We start from the raw sequence: 23,047 nt of genomic DNA, 5'->3' as shown, positions 1-23,047 counted from the left end.
GCGCGTGCCAGCAGAAAAATTTAGTTTTTATTTGCACATTTGGTTTAGCCGAAGACGCTTACCTTCATGTCCAGGTATTCAAAAATGCCTTCGCTACCGCCCTCCGCGCCAAGGCCGGATTGCTTCATGCCACCGAATGGCGAAACCGGGTCGGAGACCGCGCCCGTGTTCACGCCAATCATTCCGGCGCGAATGGCACGTCGGGCGCGCATGGCGGCCGCGTAATCGTCGGTTACGACGTAACCCGCAAGCCCAAACTCGGTGTCATTTGCCAGCTTGAGCGCCTCCTCCTCGCCATTCACGCGGTAGATAGCGACGATCGGCCCGAAGATCTCGTTCTTGAAGATCTCTGCGTCGGTGGGCACATGGTCTAGGACGGTCGGAGCCATGAAACGGCCCTCCTCGTCGAGCGGCTTACCACCGGTCAGCACCTCCGCGCCGCGCTTAACCGCGTCGTCCACCAGCTCGGTCATCCTCGCCACGGCCTTCTGATCGATCATCGGGCCGATCTTGACGCCCTCGTCCATGCCGTTGCCCACCTTAAGAGCCTCTGTTTCTTCAACCATGCGTTCGGCGAATTCGTCAGCGAGGCTTTCTTCGACGATAAACCGGTTGGCCGCGATGCAGACCTGGCCGCCACCACGGTATTTAGCTGCCATGGCGGTTTCGATGGCTGTGTCCATGTTTGCGCCCTCGAGCACAACCAGCGGCGCGTTTCCGCCTAGCTCCATGGAGGTGTGCAAGATGTTAGGCGCGCTGTCTGCCAGCAAGCTAGAGCCGACGCCCGTCGAACCAGTGAAGGAGATTTTTGCCAGGCGCGGATCAGGCAGGAGCTGATCGCTGATGGCTTTCGAGCCGTGCGTCGGCAGAATATTGACCACGCCAGCGGGCAACCCAGCCTTCTCAAGAACCCGCACGAACAGCAGGGCGGTTAGGGGCGTGTTTTCCGAAGGTTTGAGGATGCTTGTGCAGCCGGCCGCGAGTGCTGGCCCCACCTTGCGGCCGAACATGGCAACCGGGAAGTTCCAGGGGCTGATCAGGTAGCAGGGGCCGACCGGCTCGTAGCTGACCACGCCCTCCTTGACGTTGGGCAGGGTGAACTGACGTCCATGGCCGCGTAGCGCTTCGGCGGCGAACCAGCGCAGAAAGTTGGCGCAGTAGTCCACCTCTCCCCTGGCGTCGGACAGCGGCTTGCCCATTTCGAGGGTCATGACGCGCGCGATAGTTTCCTTGTTCTCAAGCATGATTGCGTATGCATCGGAGAGGATCTGCCAGCGCTCGTTGGGGGTGGTGGCTCCCCAGGAATCCTGGGCCTTAACTGCGGCATCGAGGGCGGTTTTTGCATCTTTAGCGCTTGCCGAGGAGACATCAGCAAGCACCTTGCCGGTAGCCGGATTTTCGACCTTAAAGGTCTCGCCAGATTCTGAGGCACGCCAAACCCCATCGATGTAGAGCGCCTTAGAAAGGTCCGGAAGAAGCTCCAGCTCGGAATCCGAAAGTAGGTAATTAGCGTTTGCCATGCGTCCCTCCCAATAAATAAACCTGCGCAGCACCGCGCATTTGTTATTACAATATTAAGCTTTGAGTATCTGTAATTTTTATAAAAACACCTATTTGCAGACGCTCTTCTTTAATTGAAACTCACTAGAAAGTATTAAGGAGTGGCCAGCGCAGCCCGAATCGAGCTTCTAAACGTTCTCCTTTCTCGCGCTAGACTTACCCCATGACATTTCACCTTTACGACGAGCAGCTTGGCAAGGTTGTCGAATTCGAGCCAATCATCCCCGGCCAGGTTTCGATTTACCACTGTGGGCTGACCGTACAAGCACCGCCCCACCTGGGCCACATTCGCAAGGAGATCGTCTTCGACGTGCTTCGGCGGTGGCTCGAAGGCTGTGGACTGAAGGTGAAAGTGGTGGCCAACGTCACCGACATCGACGACAAGATCATCGCCAAGTCCGCCGAACAGGGCATCGAATGGTACGAGCTCAGCTACGCGATGGAGCTAGAGCTACACCGCGCATACACCGCACTCGGCTGCCGTCCGCCGGACTACGAGCCGCGCGCAACCGGCCACATCCCCGAGCAGATCGAGCTAATCCAGCGCCTACTCGAGCGCGGACACGCCTATGTAGCCGACGACGGCTCGGCAAACGTTTACTTCGACGTGCGCAGCTGGCCGCAATACGGCGAACTGTCCCACCAGAAGATTTCTGAGATGGTCAACGACGAAGGCGCCGACAACAAGGGCAAGAGAGACGCCCGTGACTTCGCGCTTTGGAAAGGCCACAAGGAGGACGAACCAGAAACCGCCTCCTGGCCGAGCCCCTGGGGTCGCGGCCGTCCCGGATGGCACCTCGAGTGCTCCGCGATGAGCCTGAAATACCTGGGAGCCGAGTTCGACATTCACGGCGGCGGCATGGATCTTAAGTTCCCCCACCACGAGAACGAGCTCGCGCAGTCGCGAGCGGCGGGCTTCGGCTTCGCAAAGTACTGGATGCACAACGCATTCGTCACCGCAGCCGGCGAGAAGATGAGCAAGTCACTAGGCAACTACGCTCGCGTCACCGAGGTCACCAAGCAGTACCCCGCCCGCGCGGTTCGCCTCTACCTGGCTCAGACCCACTACCGCTCGGTCATCGAGTTCTCCGACACGTCTTTGGAAGAGGCCACGGCACGCCTGTCCCGCATCGACGGGTTCCTGGAGCGCGCGGGCATCTCCGGGGCTCCACAGTTCAGGTTCGAGGACCTGCCAGAAGAATTCGTCAAGGCTATGGACGACGATCTCAGCACGCCTGCCGCGGTCGCCGTCATCTACGAGACAGTAAAGGCAGGGAACAAGGCCCTTGACTCGGGGCATGATGCAAGCGAGCAGTTGAAGGCGCTCCGCGCGATGCTGCACATTCTCGGCCTCGACCCGCTAGCCCCAGAATGGGAGAACAGCGCATCCGGCCCAGACCACACCGAGATCATCGACGGCCTGGTGAAGCTGGTTTTAGACCAGCGCACAGCGGCCCGTGAACGTAAGGACTGGGCAAACGCCGACGCGATTCGCGACACCCTGACGCAGCTCGGCATCAAGGTTGAAGACACCCCCTCCGGCGCCCGCTGGCAGATCGGAGGTTAAGCATGGCACGCAAAGTAGGTTCCGGCGGAAAGCACAAGCGCGCCCTGCGCGGACGCGGAAACACGCCGAAGGCTGAAGACCGTGTCTACCACAAGGCATACAAGGGCAGGAAGAACGGCCAAGGCAAGCCGCAGCAGAACCGCAAACCATCCAGCACGGGACGCGGCGCCGGCGCCGATTGGGTCGTAGGTCGCAACCCGGTGCTGGAGGCCATGAAGGCGGGTCTGCCGGTTAAGGCGGCATACGTCGCCGAAGGTAGCGACCGCGATAACAGGCTCGCTGACATCTTCAAGTATGCAGCCGAAAACTCCATCACCCTGCTTCAGACCACCCGTGGCGAACTCGACCGCCTAACAGGCGGCTCCGTGCACCAGGGCGTCGCCATGCAGTTGCCGAGCTACGAATACGCCGATGCCCAAGATCTGATGGCAGATGCGCTATACGACGACGACAAGCAGGCGCTGGTTGTGATGCTCGACGGCATCACCGACCCGCACAACCTCGGCGCGATCGTCCGTTCCGCAGCGGCTTTCAACGCCCACGGCGTCGTAATTCCGGAACGCCGCTCGGCTTCCATGACGGCAGTTGCGTGGAAGTCATCTGCGGGTGCCGCAGCGCGCATCCCCGTGGCTAAAACCACCAACATCAACCGGGCAATCGACCAATACAAGAAGGCCGGATACACCGTCGTCGGCCTTGCCGGTGGCGGCGACGCGGATATCGCGGCGACCCCCGGACTAGACGGTCCGCTCGTTATCGTTGTCGGTTCTGAAGGCGCCGGAATCTCTCGTCTCACCCAAGAAAAGTGCGACGCGCTGGCCTCCATCCCCATCAGCAATTCCGTCGAGAGCCTGAACGCATCCGTCGCCGCAGCAATTGCACTATACGAAGTTTCTCGCGTTCGCGGTTAGCACGGAAACAAGAATCGACCAGCGCGCTGCGATGGGCAATAATTCAGCGTAGCGCCTAACTAAACCGCTTTTTAACTACTTTTAGGAGCAAAATGTCAGACGTCGCCACCGCGAGCACTGCTTATCAGGCAATCTTGTCTCTCATTAACAAGACGGAGCCCCGCGTAGGTGCGGCAATCGCACAAGAGCTCGGAGACCAGCGCGAATCCCTCAAGCTGATCGCCTCGGAAAACTACGCATCCCTAACCACCCTGTTGACCATGGGAACGTGGATGTCCGATAAGTACGCCGAAGGCACCGTCGGTCACCGCTTCTACGCAGGCTGCCGCAACGTCGACACCGTCGAGGCTGTTGCCGCTGAGCACGCCCGCGAGCTGTTCGGCGCAGAATACGCATACGCGCAGCCGCACTCCGGCATCGACGCGAACCTGGTGGCCTACTGGTCGATTCTTTCGCACAAGATCGAGACCCCGGCGCTGGAGAAGGTCGGCGTGCGCAACGTAAACGATCTTTCCAACGAGGACTGGGCTAAGCTGCGCTCCGACCTCGGCAACCAGCGTCTGATGGGCATGAGCCTGGACGCCGGCGGCCACCTCACCCACGGTTTCCGCAACAACATCTCAGGAAAGATGTTCGACCAGCGCAGCTACGGCACCGACCCGAAGACAGGGCTCCTCGACTACGACGCGCTGGCCAAGCAGGCGCGCGAATTCAAGCCGCTGATCATCGTCGCAGGCTACTCGGCCTACCCACGTCGCGTTAACTTCGCGAAGATGCGCGAGATCGCCGACGAGGTTGGCGCAGTCCTGATGGTAGATATGGCGCATTTCGCTGGCCTGGTTGCTGGCAAGGCGTTCACCGGCGAGGAAAACCCTGTTCCGTACGCCGACGTCGTCACCACCACCACTCACAAGTCGCTGCGCGGCCCGCGTGGTGGCCTAGTGCTGGCCAAGGAAGAATACGCCGAGGACGTCGATCGCGGCTGCCCGATGGTTCTGGGCGGCCCGCTGGCTCACGTGATGGCTGCCAAGGCCATCGCGCTGGCTGAGGCAAGGCAGGAGTCCTTCCGCACCTACGCCGCGCAGGTTTGCGCGAACGCGAAGGCGCTGGCAGAGAGCTTGATGAGCCGCGGGGTCAAGCTGGTCACTGGCGGCACCGACAACCACATCTGCCTGCTCAACGTTTCTAAGAGCTTCGGCATCACCGGCCGCCAGGCAGAGTCCGCGCTGCTTGAATCTGGGATCGTCACCAACCGCAACTCGATTCCGCGCGACCCGAACGGCGCCTGGTACACCTCCGGCATCCGCATCGGCACCCCTGCGCTGACCTCTCGCGGTTGTGACGAGGACGACATGGACCGAGTCGCCGAGCTGATCGTCGAGGCACTCAAAGCCACCGAGCCGACCACCACCAGCAACGGAAACCCAAGCAGGGCCAAGTACAAGATGGCCGACGGCGTTGCGGAGCGCGTCCGTGACGGCGCAGCCGAGCTGATGGCGGCCAACCCGCTTTACCCCGGCCTGGAGCTTTAAACCGAAAAGGAGGGCGGCGTTCAAATTCGTTTGAACGCCGCCCTTACTGTGTCAATAATTCTTTGTGTCACATGCCGCAAAGTTTTTTAGTCGCGTCAGAGAGCTTCTTCAGTCTTGCGTTGGCTTTATCCCAGTCAGCTCCATCTGCAGGATCTAAAACAACTTCTAAATAGCATTTGAGCTTCGGTTCAGTTCCGCTCGGCCTTATAACAACTCGGGAATCGTTTTCGGTGCGTATTAGAACACCGTCGGTTCCAGGAGTCTCTCCGTATCCACCATTAAGGTCTACGTATTCGGTAATCGGATTATCTGCTAATTCGCTAGGCTCCAACTGATGGAGACGTTGCATTGCTTTAGTAATAAGTGATTGATCGCTGACTCTAAAAGTGAGTGGGAGGGTTTTGTGAATCCCGTACCGTTCTGCCAAAGCATCAAAAAACTCTAAAACGTCTAGGCCACTGTCTATTAAACTTGAAACGATGGTGGCTATAACTACCGCGGCAGAAATCCCATCCTTGTCTCTAACGTGATCAGGGTCTACACAATGCCCGATTGCTTCCTCATATCCGTAGGCTAAGTCAGGTACGCGTGCGATCCACTTGAAACCAGTCAACGTGGTGACGTGCCTGAGGCCATGCGCTTCAGCGATCTTACCCAGCAACCTGCTAGAGACGATAGACGACGCCAGCGTGCCAGTTTCGACGCGTTCCGCGACGTACTTCCCGATCAAAGCACCCGTCTCGTCTCCGGAAAGTTTCACCCAACCGTTAGCCAACGGCATACCAGCGCTAGGGGTCTGCCGGGCAGGAACAGCTACAGCACAGCGATCGGCGTCGGGATCAATTGCAATGATCAGATCGGCATTGACCTCATTGGCTTTCCCCACTGCAAGATCCAAAGCACCGTCTTCTTCGGGGTTGGGGAAAGCAACCGTGGGGAACTCGGGATCCGGCTCCCACTGGCTATCGACCTTAACGACGTCATTAAACCCTGCGGCTTTAAATACAGAAAGGGCGATTTCCCCACCAACTCCATGCATTGGAGTCAGAACTATCTTCAACTTTTTTGCGCGCCCCAGAGCACTTACAGCCTTCTGATAAGCATCTCGAGTATCGACATCGCTGACCTCACCGGAAAGCGGAATCTCGTCAGCGGGTGGCGCCGCATTGATACATTCGAAAATTTCCTTATCAGCGGGCGGCACAATCTGAACGCCCGAAGCTTCCCCCGTGGCCACACGTCCGCCTAGATAGACCTTGTAGCCGTTGTCCTTTTTAGGGTTGTGGGATGCCGTTACCATGATGCCGGCATCGGCGTTTAGTTCTTTAACGCTGAACGCGGTGAGCGGCGTCGGCTGTGAGAATGGCAACAACAGCGCCTGGCCACCAGCTCCTGAAACCACTTTTGCGACGGCCTTAGCGAACTTAACTGACCCGTGCCTTGCATCGCAGCCAATCACCACCCTTGGACGATCTACTTGAGAATTAAGCCAACTCATCAACCCGCTTGTGGCTCGCATCACAACAGCCTGGTTCATGCGCGATTCGCCAAAACCAATTTCACCGCGCAAACCCGCAGTACCAAATTCAAGAGGGCCGGAGAATGCCTTTTCCAACTCTTCTTCATCTTCTAAGACATTAACAAGAGCCTTTCGTGTTTCTGCGTCGGGATCGTGCCGAATCCATTTTTCAGCTTTTTCGCGAATGTTCACGATTTTCCTTTTTAGGTATAAACAATTTACCAAAATGATTCATTTACGGAATGCCAAATTTTTTGTGACTTAGTATTCGAATCAATCCAAAAAATCTTCAATTAGCCGCACGGCATGAACATTAGGAGTCTCGGATAGAGCTGCTACGAGTTCAGAAGGTTGTTTACGTTTGTGGGCTTTAACGCTGATGTGAGCTATAACATCGTTGTCTTTCTCAGAAATTGACGATTGAATAGCGTTCACACTCCAACCTGCCTTGGTTACTTTAGATAAGACGACCCTCAGAGCGCCTTTACCCTGCGGATAAGCAACTCTTAAGGTAGCTTCGGGACTCACTCTGGACCGGATACACATGTTCACTATTGGAGCAACTACCCATACGACTATGAAATGAAAACAGGTTCCGGCAAGTCCTAGCCACCACATGCCTGCACCACATGCCATACCGATTGCTGCAGTTTCCCAAATTGTCGCTGCAGTAGTCAGCCCATGTATGGCTCCGTGACGGGTCATGATGATGCCTGCACCCAAAAAGCCTATGCCAGAAACAATCTGGGCAGCCACCCTAGAAGGATCCAAACGAACAACGCCTTCAGCAAGAACATCCATGAAGCCGTACTTTGAGATGATCATCATCAGAGCTGCGGTCATCCCAACGATTGCCTGCGTTCGTAGCCCTGCGCTTTTACCTTGTATCTGCCTCTCCAATCCGATAAGAGCAGAGAGAAATAGCGCTATTAGCAGCAATACGACCTGGTTCAAATATTGATTTTCGAAAATGATCATTTCAAATAAAACTCTGCTATTGAGCTAAATACATACGCGCCCTCTTCCGGACGTTGATGGACTGTTACGAGCGCTACATGATCAAGACTCGCGGTGTAGAAGGAGGCTGCTCCGGACCTGTGCCTTTTTTCCTCAACGTTCTGAGCCTCAATGGCTTTAGCCAAATCCTCGGAGGAGCCATCTTTCACTCCGTAGCCGAGAGTCAAGTGGGCCCTAGGGACTCCTTCAAAATGGGAAGCCTCTTCACCGAAAATATTCACAGAACACTTACGGACCCCATCAACGAACTCAGTCCATCCACTATCTTTAGTTGCAAAACAGAGGACAGAATCTTTAGTTACTTCGGGGTAGCTAAAGTTGATTTCTGGAATCGGCCACTTAGCAAAGTGCTTACGCAATTCTTTCCCAAAAGCAGGAATTCGATCGCAAATTTCTTTGTCGTCTGCAAAGAATGGAAGCCGTTGGATAGTCGCGTGAAACGAATCGTTAGGTTGCGCAGCACAAACGCTGCTTTCCTGAAGGATTCCTAAATACGGCTGAGCCAACTCGGCAAAGTTTGTCCCGGGCAAGAGATAGGTATGCAATTGCCCTGCCGGATTGTCCCAGTTTTCTTGAGCATATTTAAAAAAATTAAGCATTTTTCACTTCTTGATATCCGAGTTTTGCTACGAAAGCCCAGCTGCTGAATCCAACGTTTCTGATGAAGGCGTAGACCAGGAAGCAATCAAACGACGGTCATTAGTCTGTTTATGATCACAACCGCAAGATGAGCCAATGACAAGATCAAAACCACTCATGGTAGCTCTGGTGAGTTTGGATAGCTCTGGGCTACTCAATATGCTAAAAGCACAATCCGCCATTTCTCCCCATGGTTGACGAATCGACGTCAGCGATGGCGTGGTAAAGCCTGAAGATGATGAGCCATTTAGCGCAACCAACGCCAAGTCTTGTGGGACTTTAAGGTTAATATCGGCACAAGCAGCTAGGATGCCTATCGCCTGACGCTCGTTTCCTGTAACGACCGCATCCGGTATTGTTCCCGCCTCGTAGGCCGTCTTCAGCCACGAATAACCTGCTGCCCTTGAATACGCGCGCCAAGATATGTTTTCTGATTCCAAGTCGCTATTCATCGCTTGGCACCAGCCTTTTGCCCTCACGAATGAATTTTTCATTCCTTTCGGGCCAGTCAGCATGGCTATTTTTTTATACCCATGGAGCACTAGATGCCTAGTAAGTGCATACACAGCCTGAGTCTCATCTATACGGACCGATGGGCACCTGAAATCCGAGTCTGCATAGGTTAAGACCACAACAGGTATGTCACTGTCTTCGAACAGATCCAGAGCCAAGTTTTCAACTGTGCCCATGTAAACGACGCCATCAACCTGATGAGAAATCATCAGCTTGAGTAGCTCCCGCTCCCGCGTCGGGTCATCAGCCGAATCGCCAAGCATTATCGTCTTACCCCTGGCCATTACCCTCGCCTGAAAAGCATGAGCTATTTCAGCAATGAACGGGTTAGTAATATTCGGAAGAACCAACCCATAAACATTGCTCTTTCCAGAGGCTAAGACTCTCGCCGCACGATTCGGCTGATATCCCAACTTCTTAACAGCAGCTAAAACTCTTTCTTTAGTTTTTGGGGCGACTGGTCTAGGCCCGTTGTTAAGCGAGTACGTGACTACCGCAACAGATGTACCAGCTTCTCGAGCTACATCTTCACGGGTCGGCCTTTTGCCCTTCATCTCTACTCCAAAATTAGTGGTTATTTAGCAGGCTTCTTCCAACCATTATTTGCCAAAACCTCAAGTTCCTCTAACGACTTACCTTTTGTCTCCGGCGCGAGGAACAGAGAAACCACCAATCCAATAACGGCTACACCGGCAAATAGCCAGGTAGAGCTAGCCATGCCCCAATTCTCAACCATCATCGGGAAAATACTCACGCCGAGGATGGCTCCGATTCGGCTAATAGAACCAGCGAATCCCGTGCCCGAAGCACGTAGACGAGTCGGAAACAGCTCATTTGGATAGACCATATCTAGAACACCGGGCCCCAAATTCGCTAGCAAGATAGCAGCAGACAGCAAGAAAATCAGAACACCTATAGATGGGTTAGGCATCAGCGCTAAAGCACTTAGAACTACGATCATGCCAACGAAACACCATATGATCTGGGGGCGACGTCCGATCTTCTCAACCGTGTACATGCCGATAGCTGCACCAGCAACGCCCAGAAGGGCGATAATTGAGGAACCAACATAAGCCAAGATCGTATTGCCCTTAGTGAACGGCTCCAAAATCGAAGGCGTGTACATCTGAATTCCGTAGAAGGATACCGCGAACGCGAACCAGAAAGTGCAGCAGAAAATCGTAGAGCGAATCATGTTCGGGCTAAACAGTTCCCACCAGGTGCCATACAAGCGAGATTTCTTGGCCTCCGACTCGTTCTCAACGTGTTTGGTTTCGTGCTCACCAAAGTAATCACCCTGGATCGCTGTGATAGCTTCCATAACCTTGTTGGCTTCTTCAATCTTTCCGTGCTGGCGTAGCCACCTCGGAGATTCCGGAACCTTGTGACGAAGTACGAGAGTTACAGCCGCCAAGAAGGCACCAAGACCGAGCATCCACCTCCACGCAGATGGACCGATCGGATGCATAACGATTCCAGTTACGTAGGCGAAGAAAGCACCCACTTGCCAAAACAGCGACATCAGAATGATGAACCGACCACGCCGCTTGGGAGCAGTAAATTCAGCAGTGATCGAAGAGGAAATAGGATAATCAGCACCGATAAAAAGCCCAAGCAGGAAACGGGATGCGACGAGTTGCCAAGCGTTCTGAGTTAAAGCCGCCAGCAAAGCAAAAATAACAAAGCCTGACAGGTCAATCATGTACATCTTTCGGCGCCCAAACGCATCAGCTAGTTTTCCGCCAAAGAGCATGCCAAGAAACATACCGACGATTGCAGATGCCGCGACGATGCCCTCTACAGCGCCAGAAATTTCCCATTGCTTCTTGAGACCAGGAAGCGCTACCGCAATAACCGATACGTCAAAACCGTCAAGGAACATTCCGGCTCCAGATAAAACCGCAACCTGTCTTTGAAAGTGCAGACCAGCTTTTTTCTGCTCAGACTGAGTCAATGAGCTCATAGTTATCTCCTCATCGAGAATATTTCCACACGCATTGTCTACGCGCGTAGATAAAGATAGTACTTCAGGCGGCTTGTTTCAAGATAAAAACGTAATTGCCCATTTCGAGGAGCCTTTAAAAGAAGCATTTTGGGTATTACCCCAGCATTTCGAAGTCAAACATTCAGCTCAATAACTCGATCTCGAATCCAATTCGCTGGATGCGAAACGATAAATTTTTTTAGTAACAGATTCATGATCAACGGGAACCAAAAAGCTCAACTACGAGCCTTTTGGTTCCCGATATAGTCGCCTAAAATTCACGCCAGGAAACATAAGAGCCGCGGGGCAGCTGCCCCGCGGCTCTTCCAATAGCTTTTAGCAGCAGGTTTAGTACATGCCGCCCATGTCGCCTGCAGCAGCAGGATCCATGGTTACCTTCTCAGGCTTGTCGGCAATAACGGCCTCGGTAGTCAGGAACAGACCAGCAATCGAGGCGGCGTTCTGCAGAGCCGAGCGGGTGACCTTCGTCGGATCCAGGATGCCGGCCTTGGTCATGTTGACGTACTCGCCAGTAGCGGCGTTCAGGCCCTCGCCAGCAGGAAGGTTGCGTACCTTCTCAGCGATGACGCCACCCTCATAGCCAGCGTTAACCGCGATCTGCTTCAGCGGAGCAGCTGCTGCAGACAGAACAATCTGTGCACCAATCTGCTCGTCGTCAGTCAGACCGTCGAGCTTGATGTCCTTGGTCGCCTGAACCAGAGCAACACCGCCGCCAGGCAGAACACCCTCTTCAACAGCAGCCTTAGCGTTGCGGACGGCGTCCTCGATGCGGTGCTTGCGCTCCTTCATCTCGACCTCAGTAGCAGCGCCAACCTTGATGACGGCAACGCCACCGGCCAGCTTGGACAGACGCTCCTGCAGCTTCTCGCGGTCGTAATCGGAATCGGTGTTCTCGATCTCGGCCTGGATCTGCTTTACGCGGCCCTCGATCTGCTCCTTGTCGCCAGCGCCATCAACGATGGTGGTGGCGTCCTTGGTGACGGTCACCGACTTGGCGGTGCCGAGCAGGCTCAGGTCGGCGGTCTCGAGGCTGAGGCCAACGGTCTCACTGATGACCTGGCCACCGGTCAGAACGGCGATGTCAGCCAGGATTGCCTTGCGGCGGTCGCCGAAGCCAGGAGCCTTAACGGCGACAGACTTCAGGGTGCCACGCAGCTTGTTAACCACCAGGCCAGCCAGCGCCTCACCGTCGACGTCCTCAGCGATAACCAGCAGCGAACGGCCGGACTGCTGAACCTTCTCGAGGATCGGCAGCAGATCCTTCAGAGAAGAAACCTTGCCGTCAACCAGCAGGACGTACGGGTCGTCCAGAACTGCTTCCTGACGCTCAGCGTCGGTTACGAAGTAGCCCGAAATGTAGCCCTTATCGAAGTTCATGCCCTCGGTGAATTCAAGGTCGAGGCCGAAGGTGTTGGACTCGTCAACGGTGATGACGCCTTCCTTGCCAACCTTGTCCATGGCCTCGGCGATTTTCTCGCCAACGTCAGGGTCGCCAGCCGAAATGGATGCGGTCTGAGCGATCTGGTCCTTGGAGTCGATCTCGGTGGCCATAGCCTCGAGCTTCTCGGAGACAGCAGCAACAGCCTTCTCGATGCCGCGCTTCAGCTCAATCGGGTTCGCGCCAGCAGTAACATTGCGCAGGCCCTCGCGGACCATCGCCTGGGCGATAACAGTTGCGGTCGTGGTGCCGTCGCCAGCGACGTCGTCGGTCTTCTTGGCGACCTCCTTGACCAGTTCAGCGCCGATCTTCTCGAACGGATCGGCCAGCTCGATCTCCTTAGCGATCGAAACACCGTCGTTGGTAATGGTGGGGGCACCCCACGACTTCTCCAGGACGACGTTGCGACCCTTCGGGCCAAGCGTTACCTTAACGGCGTCTGCAAGGGTGTTCATGCCCTTTTCAAGGCCCTTGCGCGCCTCGCTATCAAATTCAATTAGCTTTGCCATAGTATCCGGCATTCCTCCGGTTCACAGGATTGCCCTGCAAGTTGTAAATGTCTTTCATCGCGCCCTTGAAAGCTGCCCGCGACGGACGGCCCTTCGGCCTCAGCTATCTCAAGAACTTAGGTGGCACTCTATCCTTTAGAGTGCTAATTCATTTTTAGCACTCTAACCCCTAGAGTGCAAAAAACCCGGCTCGGAAGCCGGGATTTCACAGTTGAACCATAGGTTATCGGGTGCGCAACCTAGAAGCCGAACGATTACGCTGCCTGCTCTCACGAAGCCTGCGCAGCCTCTTGACCAACATCGGGTCGTGCACCAGCGCGGCCGGTTTGTCGATCAGCGAGTTAAGAATCTGGTAATAGCGAGTCGTAGACATGTCGAATTTATCGCGGATGGCCTGATCTTTAGGCAGCTTAGACGTCCACCAAGAACCCTCGAAATCGAGGATTGCGGCGTCCCTAGCGCTCAGCTCGGCCGTCACCTCTTCATATACCTGCGTACTCATAGCCCCCATTGTAGCCAGTTAATAACAATGGTGTAATTCCAGGCCCCACCAACAAGCAATACGCGCCGTTTGGTGTTACCTTGTTTATCTACACAGGTTCGGGTGCCGCAGAAGTCACGCGGAAAACTCAATAGATTTTTGATTTTTATGGAACTTTAAACCGACGCTTTTGGTGACAACACAACTAAGCGTGCAATACTCATTGATTGCTAATCTAAAAATAACGTCGAGGAGGCAGCGCACCGATGCAGCGAATTGTCGGAACTATCCGGCACTACGATTGGGGCTCGACCGACTTCATCGCCAACCTTCTTGGCAATCCAGTCACTGATCAGCCCGACGCAGAATACTGGCTGGGGACGCACCCGTCGTCGCCAACCCAGATTACCGTCGACGGCAAAACCAGCGACCTGCGCACTTACCTGGCTAATAACCCAGGCCTTCTCGGGAATAAGATCCGCGACGAGTTCGGCAACGAGCTGCCCTACCTAGTCAAAATCCTCTCCGCCTCCGTACCGCTAAGCCTTCAGGCACACCCCAACGCCGATGACGCCAAGGCTGGGTTCGAGCGCGAGAATGCCTCCGGCATACCCATCGACGACCCCCGACGCACCTTCAAAGACCCCCGACCCAAGCCGGAGCTGATCGTCGCGCTGACCCCATTCGACGCTCTAGTGGGCTTTCGCGACCCCGCCGAAAGCTATCGGTTGTTCAACGAGATTTGCCGTATCCCTGAGCTTGATTCCGTCATCGGGCCGCTGGAACACCGCAGGGGCAGCGCAGCCCTAGAAGAGGTTTTCCTGGACGCACTGAGCATCGACGAAAAGCGCAAATGGATCGTAAACGAGGTTGTCTCGGCGGCCATCAAGCACGTGGCCGATGCGGGCAAGGTTGGCGAATTCGCCCGCACCACAGTCATGCTCGACGAGCACTTCCCCGGCGACCCGAGCCTGCTGGCTGCCCTGCTGCTAAACCGCAGACACCTGAAGCCGGGCGAGGCGCTGCATGTCTCCCCCGGAACCATGCACGCATATCTGAACGGCTCGGGCGTTGAGGTCATGGCAAGCTCGGACAATGTGCTGCGTGGCGGCCTTACCCACAAGCACATCGACGTCGACGCGCTGGTGCAAGTGGTTACTTTCAAGTCTGATCCGGCGAAGGTGCTGGCGCCTTCCTACGTGCGCGAAGGCGTCGAAACCTACGACTACCCGGACTCCTCCTACTGCGTTTGGAGGATTAACCCGAATGGGCTTGCGATAGAGCTGCCGGCGATCTCCAGCGCCCGCATCCTACTTGCCATAGACGGCAGCATGTTGCTGACCAGCGGCGAGGACCAGACCCGTCTGGACAAGGGACAGGCGGTATTCATTGCAGCCAACGAGGAAGTGAAAGCGGTCGGTGAAGGCTGCGCGTTCCTGACCTCGATCGGAAAATAAAGACATATTAGATCTCGCCTCCCCACCTGGAGGCGAGATCTATTTTTTAATTGTTAGTCACGCTTCCTTGCAGCAAAGACCGGCAACAAACAGGAGCGCCGGCCCGAGAGATAGCGGGATGAGCGGCCAGACATTTTCTTCTTCCTTGAGTTGAATCGGTCACACCCAAGGTCCCAAACAAAGGTTCAGAAATTGTTTCGCGATCTTATCGCCATGGTTAACGGCACTTGGCTTCGCTCGTCAGGCGACCGCTTCGCGGACGAAGCACCTAACAAAAAGCGCCCGGCTAATTGCCGGGCGCTTTTGGCTTGTGCCTAGTTTTCGGTGTTCTCAGGCAGGTGATCGATTTCCTCGAGCTTCGGTGCCGTGCGGAACACGAACGGCTCCGCCGAATCCTTGTCGGCACCCTCTGCGACGTCCACCACGACGATAGAGCCGGCCTTCACCTCGCCGAACAAAATCTGCTCGGCGATCGGGTCCTCGATCTTGCTCTGAATTGCTCGACGCAACGGACGAGCGCCCAGCAGCGGATCGTACCCGATCTCGGCGATCAACTTGCTTGCCGCCGGGGTCAGTTCGATACCCATGTCCCGCTCGGCGAGGCGCTTCTCCACCTGCCCAACCATCAAGGAGACGATATTAGCGATCTCTTCCTCGGTCAGCTGGTGGAATACGACGACCTCGTCGACGCGGTTCAGGAACTCGGGGCGGAAGTGCTGTTTCAGTTCCTCGTTGACCTTGCTCTTCATGGTCTCGTAGTCGTTTCCGGCCTTACCCGAGTTCGAGAATCCGAGGCTAACCGAACGGCTAATGTCCTTCGTGCCAAGGTTAGTGGTCATTACAATGACGGTGTTCTTGAAGTCCACTACCCTGCCCTGGGCGTCGGTCAGGCGACCCTCGTCCAGAATCTGCAACAGAGAGTTGAAGATGTCCGGGTGAGCCTTCTCTATCTCGTCGAACAAGATGACGCTGAACGGCTTGCGACGCACCTTCTCGGTGAGCTGACCGCCTTCGTCGTAGCCGACGTAGCCTGGCGGCGAACCAAACATGCGGGAAGCAGTGTGCTTCTCGGAGTACTCGCTCATGTCCAGAGTGATGAGTGCGTCTTCGTCGCCAAACAGGAACTCGGCTAGTGCCTTGGTCAGCTCGGTCTTACCAACACCGGACGGGCCAGCGAAGATGAACGAGCCGGAGGGACGGTTCGGGTCCTTCAGGCCGGCGCGGGCGCGACGGATGGAACGCGACAGTGCCTTGACGGCCTCGTCCTGGCCGACGTAGCGCTTGTGAATCTCTTCCTCCATGTGGAGCAGCCTGGTGGACTCCTCCTCGGTGATCTGGCTGACCGGAACGCCCGTGGTGGTGGAAAGCACCTCGGCAATCTGCTCCTCGCCGATGACGGCCGGAGTATCGGAATCACCTTCGCGCCAGGCCGACTCGCGCTCATTGCGCTCGGCGATCAGGTTCTTTTCCTGATCGCGCAGGCCAGCTGCACGCTCGAAGTCCTGCTGGTCGATCGCGGCTTCCTTCTCCAAACGAACCTTGGAGATTTTCTCGTCGAACTCGCGCAAATCCGGCGGAGCGGTCATGCGCTGAATCCGCATGCGCGCGCCGGCCTCGTCAATAAGGTCGATGGCCTTATCTGGCAGAAAGCGATCCTGGATATAACGGGCGGCAAGACGAGCCGCGGCCTCCAGGGCGTCGTCAGTGATGGTGATGCGGTGGTGAGCTTCGTAGCGGTCACGCAGCCCTTTAAGTATGTCAACAGTCAGCTCGACGCTCGGTTCGTCGACCTGGATAGGCTGGAAACGACGCTCCAGAGCGGCGTCCTTCTCGATGTACTTGCGGTACTCCTCGAGAGTGGTGGCGCCGATTGTCTGCAGTTCGCCACGGGCAAGCATCGGCTTCAGGATGCTGGCCGCGTCAATTGCGCCCTCGGCAGCGCCAGCGCCAACCAAAGTGTGAATCTCGTCGATGAAAAGCATGACGTCACCACGGCGCTGAATCTCCTTGAGCACCTTCTTCAGGCGCTCCTCAAAATCGCCGCGATATCGGGAACCCGCCACCAACGAGCCGAGGTCCAGCGTGTAGATCTGCTTATTGCGCAGCGTCTCGGGAACATCGCCGCGAACGATCTGCTGCGAAAGGCCCTCAACGACGGCGGTCTTACCGACGCCGGGCTCGCCGATCAGAACCGGATTGTTCTTGGTGCGACGGCTGAGCACCGTCATCACACGCTCGATTTCCTTCTTACGGCCAATGACCGGATCGAGGCGATTCTCCCGAGCAGCCTGAGTCAGGTTACGGCCGAATTGGTCGAGAATACTCGAACCACTGCGCGGGGTGTCCTGCGGAGCCCCAGAGGTAGCCAGGTCTCCCTCGGCACCGCCTTGGTAACCGCTCAGCAACTGCAGCACTGTGCTGCGGACGCGGTTGAGGTCCGCGCCGAGCTTAATAAGAACTGTGGCGGCGACGCCCTCACCCTCGCGGATCAGGCCGAGCAAGATGTGCTCGGTGCCGATGTAGCTGTGGTTCATCTGCAGCGCCTCGCGCAACGAAAGTTCCAGAACCTTCTTAGCGCGCGGGGTAAACGGAATATGACCAGCGGGTTCGGTCTGACCGTGCCCAATCATCTCTTCGACCTGCTCACGAACGGCCTCCAGCGATATGCCGAGCTGCTCCAGCGCCTTCGCCGCAACGCCCTCACCCTCGTGGATCAGGCCGAGCAGCAAATGCTCAGTGCCGATGTAGTTGTGATTGAGCATCTTGGCCTCATCTTGGGCCAAAACGACCACGCGACGTGCACGATCGGTAAATCGCTCAAACAATTTATGACTCCTTGAATAGTCGACTTCGCCTGGAACTTTCCAGGAAAAGTCCAGTTACTCCCAGTGTATTAGGTGACACCTAGAAGGAGAATTACACCTTTTTATAAGGCACGGGATAGCTCATTTGTTCCCGGAGGAAAACAGATGCACACCGCCCTAAGCGGTGTGCATCGAAAAAGATCGGATCCGATTTACTCGGCGCCGCCGTTAGCCTTCTCGTAGGCTTCGCGAACCTCGCTAGGGACTCGGCCACGCGGGGAAACGTCGTAGCCGTTCTCCGTCGCCCACTTACGAATGTCGCTTGCGGCAGGGCCGTCCTGAACACTGCGACGGCCGGTGCTGCGTCGGCCACCAACTCGACGAGCCTTAGCGACCCACTCGTTTAGGCCTTCGCGAAGACGATCGGCGTTTTCCTTGACCAAATCGATTTCGTAATTAACTCCGTCGAGACTGAAACTTACGGTCTCGTCAGCTTCAGTAACCCCATCCAGGTCGTCAATCAAAAGAACTTGTGTCTTCCTAGCCATTATTGTCCTTTATTAAAATCTAAGCTTTTGCATAAAGGCGATCTCTCACCTTTGATAACCCTACGGGTCAACAATAAAACAATTTACACCCAGATATCTAATTTTCACAGTCCCCTGACAGGATTATACATATTTACATCCATCGGCTTAGACATTAATGCTTTAGTAAGCGTCCGACGGGGCGAATTAACGGGGAATTTTTCAATTCCACTAACGTCTAGTTGATTTATCAAATCAATAATTCGCCCCTGCGGCAATAGGGCCTCTGGATCGATCTCGGCCCAAGGCACTAGAACAAACCCTCGTAAATGAGCCGCAGGATGGGGCAGAGTTAATTCTGCAGAGTGACTTTCTAAATCATCAATGACAATTAAATCGATATCCAAAGTCCGCGGCCCCTTGGGACGACTAGGGTCCCTAAGCCGCCCATGCTTCTTTTCTATCGCCTGCGTCCTGCGCAGGAGAGTCAGGGGTGTGAGTGTGGATTGAACGCGAACCGCCGCGTTGAGGAAATCCGGCTGATTTTCGTCTCCGACGGGCTTCGTGCGATAAAACGAAGAAACGGCATCGACGTCCAAACCAGGGGTTTGCTCGAGTTCTTTAATTGCGGCAGCAATGGTAGCTAAACTATCGCCCTGATTTGATCCGATTGAAAATATGCACTTTTGGGGCAAATTAATCACCTTATTATTAGCTATTACCGCTGCGCACCTATAGAAACCTGCACGTCATCGAATTCTAATTTCATCGGCGCATTCGGCTTATGAACGGTGACATTAGCAGCCAACACTTTCGGATCGACCATAATCTGATCCAGCAATTTCTTGGCAAGCGTTTCGATAAGATCTACGGGCTCGCCTTCCACTACGCCCAAAAGTTTTCTAGCTATCTGCCCATAATCCACAGTTTGAGTCAGGTCGTCGTCTTCGGGAGTCTTAATTTTCAATTCCGCGTCGACTATGAATTCCTGCCCTTCCCTGCGTTCGTATTCATATACCCCGTGATAACCGGTGGTTTTTAGGCCTAAAAGTTTAATTATTGTGTGTTGCATCGTTAACCATTCTTAAATGTGCCACGACATCCACGGCATCCCGTTGCGCCTTGACCTCGTGGGTGCGGACGGCCCACACGCCAGCCTGGGCGCAGATGGTGGTTATCGCAGCGGTGGCTGCGTCTCGCTGTTCGGCGGGACGCTGGCCGATAGCACCTGCCAGGAACCGCTTCCGGCTGGCGCCGATCAGCAGCCGGTAACCCATCGAGTTGAAAAGACCCAGGTTGCCCATGAGCAGCCAATCTTGATCTCCGGTCTTGGCGAAGCCTAGGCCGGGATCGGCGATGATTTTCTCGGAGGCGATGCCCGCCTGCTCGCAAACGTCGATGCGCCTGGCCAGCTCGTCGTAAACCTCACGGACGACATCGACGTAGACGGCATGCTCATTCATCTGGTCGCCGTATCCGCGCCAGTGCTGGCAGATGTATTCGCAGCCGGCATCCGCGACAACCTGATGCATTCTTTCGTCGGAAAGACCGCCAGAGACATCGTTGATGATGGTGGCCCCCGCCTCGAGCGTCGCTTCCGCCACCTTCGCGCGCATGGTGTCGACGCTGATCGGAACGTGCTTGGCAAGTTCTCGAACCACCGGAACAACCCGCTTTAATTCCTCGTCCTCGCTGGGTCTGGTTGCCCCCGGACGGGTCGATTCGCCGCCGACGTCGATGATGTCGACGCCGTCTGCGATCATCTCCATGCCGTGAGTGATCGCGGTGTCCGTGGAGGCCCAGCGGCCACCGTCGGAAAACGAATCGGGCGTGACGTTAAGAATGCCCTGAACCAGGGTGCGCTGATAAGACATCTTGGCTTTCTTCTAGTTGTGGCCGAGCACGAGGCTCATCGCCTCCGCCCTAGTGGCGGCGTTACGCAGCTGTCCCCTGACAGCGGACGTCACGGTCTTGGAACCAGGCTTGCGCACACCGCGCATTGTCATGCAGTTGTGTTCACATTCGAGGACGACCAACACGCCCTTTGCCCCGAGCGTGTGCTCGAGTTCGTCGGCGATCTGAGTGGTGAGCCGCTCCTGAACCTGTGGGCGACGTGCGAACACCTCGACCAGCCTAGCCAGCTTGGACAGGCCAACGACCCGCCCGCTGGCGGGTGGGATGTATGCGACGTGGGCGAAACCGTGGAACGGCAGCAGGTGATGTTCGCACATCGAATGCACGTCGATGTCTTTGACTAGCACCATCTCGTCGTGACTGGCGTCGAAGGTGGTCTCCAACAACTCTTTGGGGTCTTGGCTTAGCCCAGCAAAAAGCTCCGCACATGCCCTGGCGATGCGTGCCGGAGTTTCCTTAAGACCATCGCGGTTCGGATCCTCACCGATGCCCTGCAGGATCTCTTTTACTCCGTGCTCGATCAGCGAATAATCGAAGCCGCCCTCGACCCGCTTGACCGCTCGGCGCGCCTTAGCGTTACTACTCATTTTCCACTCCAGACGTCCCCCACATGAATACTAACACTACTCGGCGCGGCTAGGCAGGCTTGGCGCGACGGGAGGAACCGTCGACGGAACCCGCCTGCTGGAACCGGTAAAGGCGCCTCGCTTCGGGTGACGCTGCAGGTCCTTGAAGATCTCGGCCACCTCGGCCTTGGTGAGCGTCTCCCTTTCCAGCAGCTGACGCACAAGTTCGTCGAGAATGTGCCGGTTGGCGACGAGCGTGTCGAAGGCCTCCTGATGGGCGTTCTCCAGGATTTCGGCAACCTGATCGTCGATGGCTGCCGCCGTCTGATCGGAATAGGGACGCGAATTCTGCGTCGCGGACATGCCCATGAACGGTTCGGAAGTTTCATCGCCGCCGAGTTTGACGGCGCCGAGTTTCTCCGTCATGCCGAACTGCGTGACCATTTTTCGGGCCAGCGTGGTTGCCTTATCGATGTCGTTCGCGGCGCCCGTCGTCGGATCGTAGAACACCAGCTCCTCGGCCGCTCGACCGCCCATCATGTAGGCGAGCTGATCAAGCAGCTCCCCGCGGGTCTGCGAGTACTTGTCGTTGTCCGGTAGCACCATAGTGTAGCCGAGTGCCCGACCGCGAGGAAGAATCGTGATCTTCTGCACGGGATCAGTGCCTGGCATGGCGGCTGCAACCAGCGCGTGACCGCCCTCGTGATAGGCAGTGATCAGGCGCTCGCGATCGTCGAGCAGCCTGGTGCTGCGCTGCGGACCTCCGATGACCCGGTCGATCGCCTCGTCGATCTCGGTATCGGTGATCAGTGAAAGGTCGTAGCGAGCGGTCAACAGGGCCGCCTCGTTCAGAACATTCGCCAGATCCGCGCCCGTGAACCCGGGCGTGCGTTGGGCGACGCCACTCAAATCCACCGATTCGGCCAGTGGCTTGCCCACGGCGTGCACCTTCAGAATCTGCAGGCGCCCGTTCAGGTCCGGTGCCTCGACGGCGATCTGCCGATCGAAACGACCAGGACGCAGCAGAGCAGGATCGAGAACATCGGGACGGTTGGTGGCAGCGATCAAGATCACGTTCGTCTTGGCGTTGAAGCCGTCCATCTCAACCAGCAGCTGATTCAGCGTCTGCTCTCGCTCGTCGTGACCGCCGCCCATGCCGGCACCACGGTGGCGGCCGACCGCGTCGATCTCGTCGACGAAGATGATGGCGGGAGAGTTCTCCTTCGCCTTGGCGAACAGATCGCGCACTCGGCTGGCGCCGACACCGACAAACATCTCGACGAAATCAGAACCGGAAATCGAGTAGAACGGCACACCTGCTTCACCAGCGACGGCCCTGGCCAAAAGAGTTTTACCAGTTCCGGGAGGCCCGTATAGCAGCACGCCGGCGGGCACGCGGGCTCCGACACGACGGAACTTATCCGGGTTGGATAGGAAGTCGCGAATCTCCGTCAACTCGCTGATTGCCTCCTCGCAACCTGCGACGTCGGAAAACTTATTCTGGGGCATGTCCGGATCTATCAGCTGCGCCTTGGATTTACCGAAGCTAAGCGGGTTGCCCATACCGCCCGCAGCCGACGAGCGCGACAGGTAAAAGACCAGGAAAATCAATAGCAGAATAGGCAAACCCATGTAGAGCAGAATGATGCCGAAGGAATCACCCGAAGTGATGCCCTCCCAAGTTTTAAGGGAGCCCGCACGAACTCGCGAATCTAGCCGCTTGGATAGGCCCTCTGCCTGCCCCTCCAGGTATGTCGACTGGTACTTCTTGCCGTTAAGCATGTCGATACGGATGGTCTGGTCGCCGGCAGTCATCGTCACTTGCCGGATGGGATCCGTGCCGTCGATCACCTGAACCGCCTTGGACGTCGGCACCTTCTCGTAGTTGGCGCTCACGATCACCTTTGGAACGATCAGGAAAGCGAGCACGACGACGATCGCGACCGCGATTATCGATCGCCGGAGAACGCGCTTGTCATTCTCCGGAGAGTTGTTGGGGGCCTCGTTTCGTTGGGCTTTAGGCATGTCCTACAGTTTTCCACAATGACGGCGAAATTGCTTCAGCGTATTCCCTTTTGAAACTTAACC

Annotated in this window: 19 protein-coding genes; 4 read left to right on the top strand and 15 right to left on the bottom strand. The window is 56.2% G+C overall.

Translation table 11 applies throughout. The annotated features are described in order from the left end of the window. Positions 1–44: 44 nt before the first annotated feature. The gene (locus HMPREF1255_RS07635) at positions 45–1,520 is read right to left on the bottom strand and encodes an NAD-dependent succinate-semialdehyde dehydrogenase (RefSeq protein ID WP_036917512.1); all 1,476 of its coding nucleotides are present in this window, start codon (positions 1,518–1,520) and stop codon (positions 45–47) included. Between the two features lie 203 nt (positions 1,521–1,723). Between HMPREF1255_RS07635 and cysS the strand changes: the two genes are divergently transcribed. The 3 genes from cysS to HMPREF1255_RS07620 all read left to right on the top strand — a co-directional run bounded on the left by cysS (position 1,724) and on the right by HMPREF1255_RS07620 (position 5,570). Continuing rightward, positions 1,724–3,127 carry a cysteine--tRNA ligase gene (cysS, locus tag HMPREF1255_RS07630; RefSeq protein WP_024111381.1) on the top strand — a complete coding sequence of 468 codons (1,404 nt, stop codon included), beginning with the start codon at positions 1,724–1,726 and terminating at the stop codon, positions 3,125–3,127. Positions 3,128–3,129: 2 nt separating this feature from the next. Beyond that, complete coding sequence (rlmB, locus tag HMPREF1255_RS07625) at positions 3,130–4,038, top strand: 23S rRNA (guanosine(2251)-2'-O)-methyltransferase RlmB (RefSeq protein ID WP_024111439.1); 909 nt, start codon at positions 3,130–3,132, stop codon at positions 4,036–4,038. Between the two features lie 92 nt (positions 4,039–4,130). Continuing rightward, positions 4,131–5,570 (top strand): glycine hydroxymethyltransferase, encoded by a 1,440-nt coding sequence (locus tag HMPREF1255_RS07620; RefSeq protein ID WP_024111407.1) that lies wholly within the window; start codon positions 4,131–4,133, stop codon positions 5,568–5,570. A gap of 67 nt (positions 5,571–5,637) precedes the next feature. On the opposite strand, the gene HMPREF1255_RS07615 is transcribed toward HMPREF1255_RS07620, so the two are convergent. The 7 genes from HMPREF1255_RS07615 to HMPREF1255_RS07585 all read right to left on the bottom strand — a co-directional run bounded on the left by HMPREF1255_RS07615 (position 5,638) and on the right by HMPREF1255_RS07585 (position 13,721). Next, positions 5,638–7,281 carry a phospho-sugar mutase gene (locus HMPREF1255_RS07615; protein WP_024111608.1) on the bottom strand — a complete coding sequence of 548 codons (1,644 nt, stop codon included), beginning with the start codon at positions 7,279–7,281 and terminating at the stop codon, positions 5,638–5,640. Between the two features lie 81 nt (positions 7,282–7,362). Further along, positions 7,363–8,067 (bottom strand): MgtC/SapB family protein, encoded by a 705-nt coding sequence (locus HMPREF1255_RS07610; RefSeq protein WP_024111415.1) that lies wholly within the window; start codon positions 8,065–8,067, stop codon positions 7,363–7,365. Then, positions 8,064–8,705: a hypothetical protein gene (locus HMPREF1255_RS07605; RefSeq protein ID WP_024111585.1), complete on the bottom strand. Its 642-nt coding sequence runs from the start codon at positions 8,703–8,705 to the stop codon at positions 8,064–8,066. The genes HMPREF1255_RS07610 and HMPREF1255_RS07605 overlap by 4 nt, the downstream gene beginning before the upstream one ends. A 27-nt stretch (positions 8,706–8,732) precedes the next feature. Next, positions 8,733–9,812, bottom strand: coding sequence for a LacI family DNA-binding transcriptional regulator (locus HMPREF1255_RS07600; RefSeq protein WP_024111290.1), 1,080 nt, complete (start codon positions 9,810–9,812; stop codon positions 8,733–8,735). 20 nt (positions 9,813–9,832) lie between these two features. Further along, positions 9,833–11,221, bottom strand: a complete 1,389-nt coding sequence (locus HMPREF1255_RS07595; RefSeq protein WP_024111370.1) for an MFS transporter — start codon at positions 11,219–11,221, stop codon at positions 9,833–9,835. A gap of 369 nt (positions 11,222–11,590) precedes the next feature. Beyond that, on the bottom strand, positions 11,591–13,210 hold the full coding sequence (groL, locus tag HMPREF1255_RS07590; RefSeq protein WP_016456717.1) for a chaperonin GroEL: 1,620 nt from the start codon (positions 13,208–13,210) through the stop codon (positions 11,591–11,593). A gap of 223 nt (positions 13,211–13,433) precedes the next feature. After that, on the bottom strand, positions 13,434–13,721 hold the full coding sequence (locus HMPREF1255_RS07585; RefSeq protein ID WP_016456718.1) for a DUF3263 domain-containing protein: 288 nt from the start codon (positions 13,719–13,721) through the stop codon (positions 13,434–13,436). Between the two features lie 236 nt (positions 13,722–13,957). On the opposite strand from HMPREF1255_RS07585, the gene manA reads away from it, so the two are divergent. Then, positions 13,958–15,148 (top strand): mannose-6-phosphate isomerase, class I, encoded by a 1,191-nt coding sequence (manA, locus tag HMPREF1255_RS07580; protein WP_024111466.1) that lies wholly within the window; start codon positions 13,958–13,960, stop codon positions 15,146–15,148. 314 nt (positions 15,149–15,462) lie between these two features. Here the strand turns inward: manA and HMPREF1255_RS07575 are convergent, their stop codons facing one another. From HMPREF1255_RS07575 to ftsH, 7 genes are all read right to left on the bottom strand, one after another. Then, positions 15,463–17,973 carry an ATP-dependent Clp protease ATP-binding subunit gene (locus HMPREF1255_RS07575; RefSeq protein ID WP_016456720.1) on the bottom strand — a complete coding sequence of 837 codons (2,511 nt, stop codon included), beginning with the start codon at positions 17,971–17,973 and terminating at the stop codon, positions 15,463–15,465. A gap of 191 nt (positions 17,974–18,164) precedes the next feature. Further along, positions 18,165–18,500 (bottom strand): Lsr2 family protein, encoded by a 336-nt coding sequence (locus tag HMPREF1255_RS07570; RefSeq protein WP_016456721.1) that lies wholly within the window; start codon positions 18,498–18,500, stop codon positions 18,165–18,167. Positions 18,501–18,604: 104 nt separating this feature from the next. Then, the gene (folK, locus tag HMPREF1255_RS07565; RefSeq protein WP_231477457.1) at positions 18,605–19,183 is read right to left on the bottom strand and encodes a 2-amino-4-hydroxy-6-hydroxymethyldihydropteridine diphosphokinase; all 579 of its coding nucleotides are present in this window, start codon (positions 19,181–19,183) and stop codon (positions 18,605–18,607) included. A 14-nt stretch (positions 19,184–19,197) separates the two neighbouring features. Next, positions 19,198–19,551 (bottom strand): dihydroneopterin aldolase, encoded by a 354-nt coding sequence (gene folB / locus HMPREF1255_RS07560; protein ID WP_024111482.1) that lies wholly within the window; start codon positions 19,549–19,551, stop codon positions 19,198–19,200. Beyond that, positions 19,532–20,353 carry a dihydropteroate synthase gene (gene folP, locus HMPREF1255_RS07555; protein ID WP_024111374.1) on the bottom strand — a complete coding sequence of 274 codons (822 nt, stop codon included), beginning with the start codon at positions 20,351–20,353 and terminating at the stop codon, positions 19,532–19,534. The genes folB and folP overlap by 20 nt, the downstream gene beginning before the upstream one ends. A gap of 12 nt (positions 20,354–20,365) precedes the next feature. After that, positions 20,366–20,980 (bottom strand): GTP cyclohydrolase I FolE, encoded by a 615-nt coding sequence (folE, locus tag HMPREF1255_RS07550; protein ID WP_016456725.1) that lies wholly within the window; start codon positions 20,978–20,980, stop codon positions 20,366–20,368. Between the two features lie 36 nt (positions 20,981–21,016). Next, entirely contained in the window at positions 21,017–22,984 is a 1,968-nt protein-coding gene (gene ftsH, locus HMPREF1255_RS07545) for an ATP-dependent zinc metalloprotease FtsH (protein ID WP_024111337.1), read from the bottom strand. Positions 22,985–23,047 lie beyond the last annotated feature (63 nt).

Origin of the sequence: Propionimicrobium sp. BV2F7 (genome assembly GCF_000510445.1) — a bacterium.
GTDB classification, from domain to species: domain Bacteria; phylum Actinomycetota; class Actinomycetes; order Propionibacteriales; family Propionibacteriaceae; genus Propionimicrobium; species Propionimicrobium lymphophilum.
This window is presented reverse-complemented; position numbering and strand designations above follow the sequence as displayed.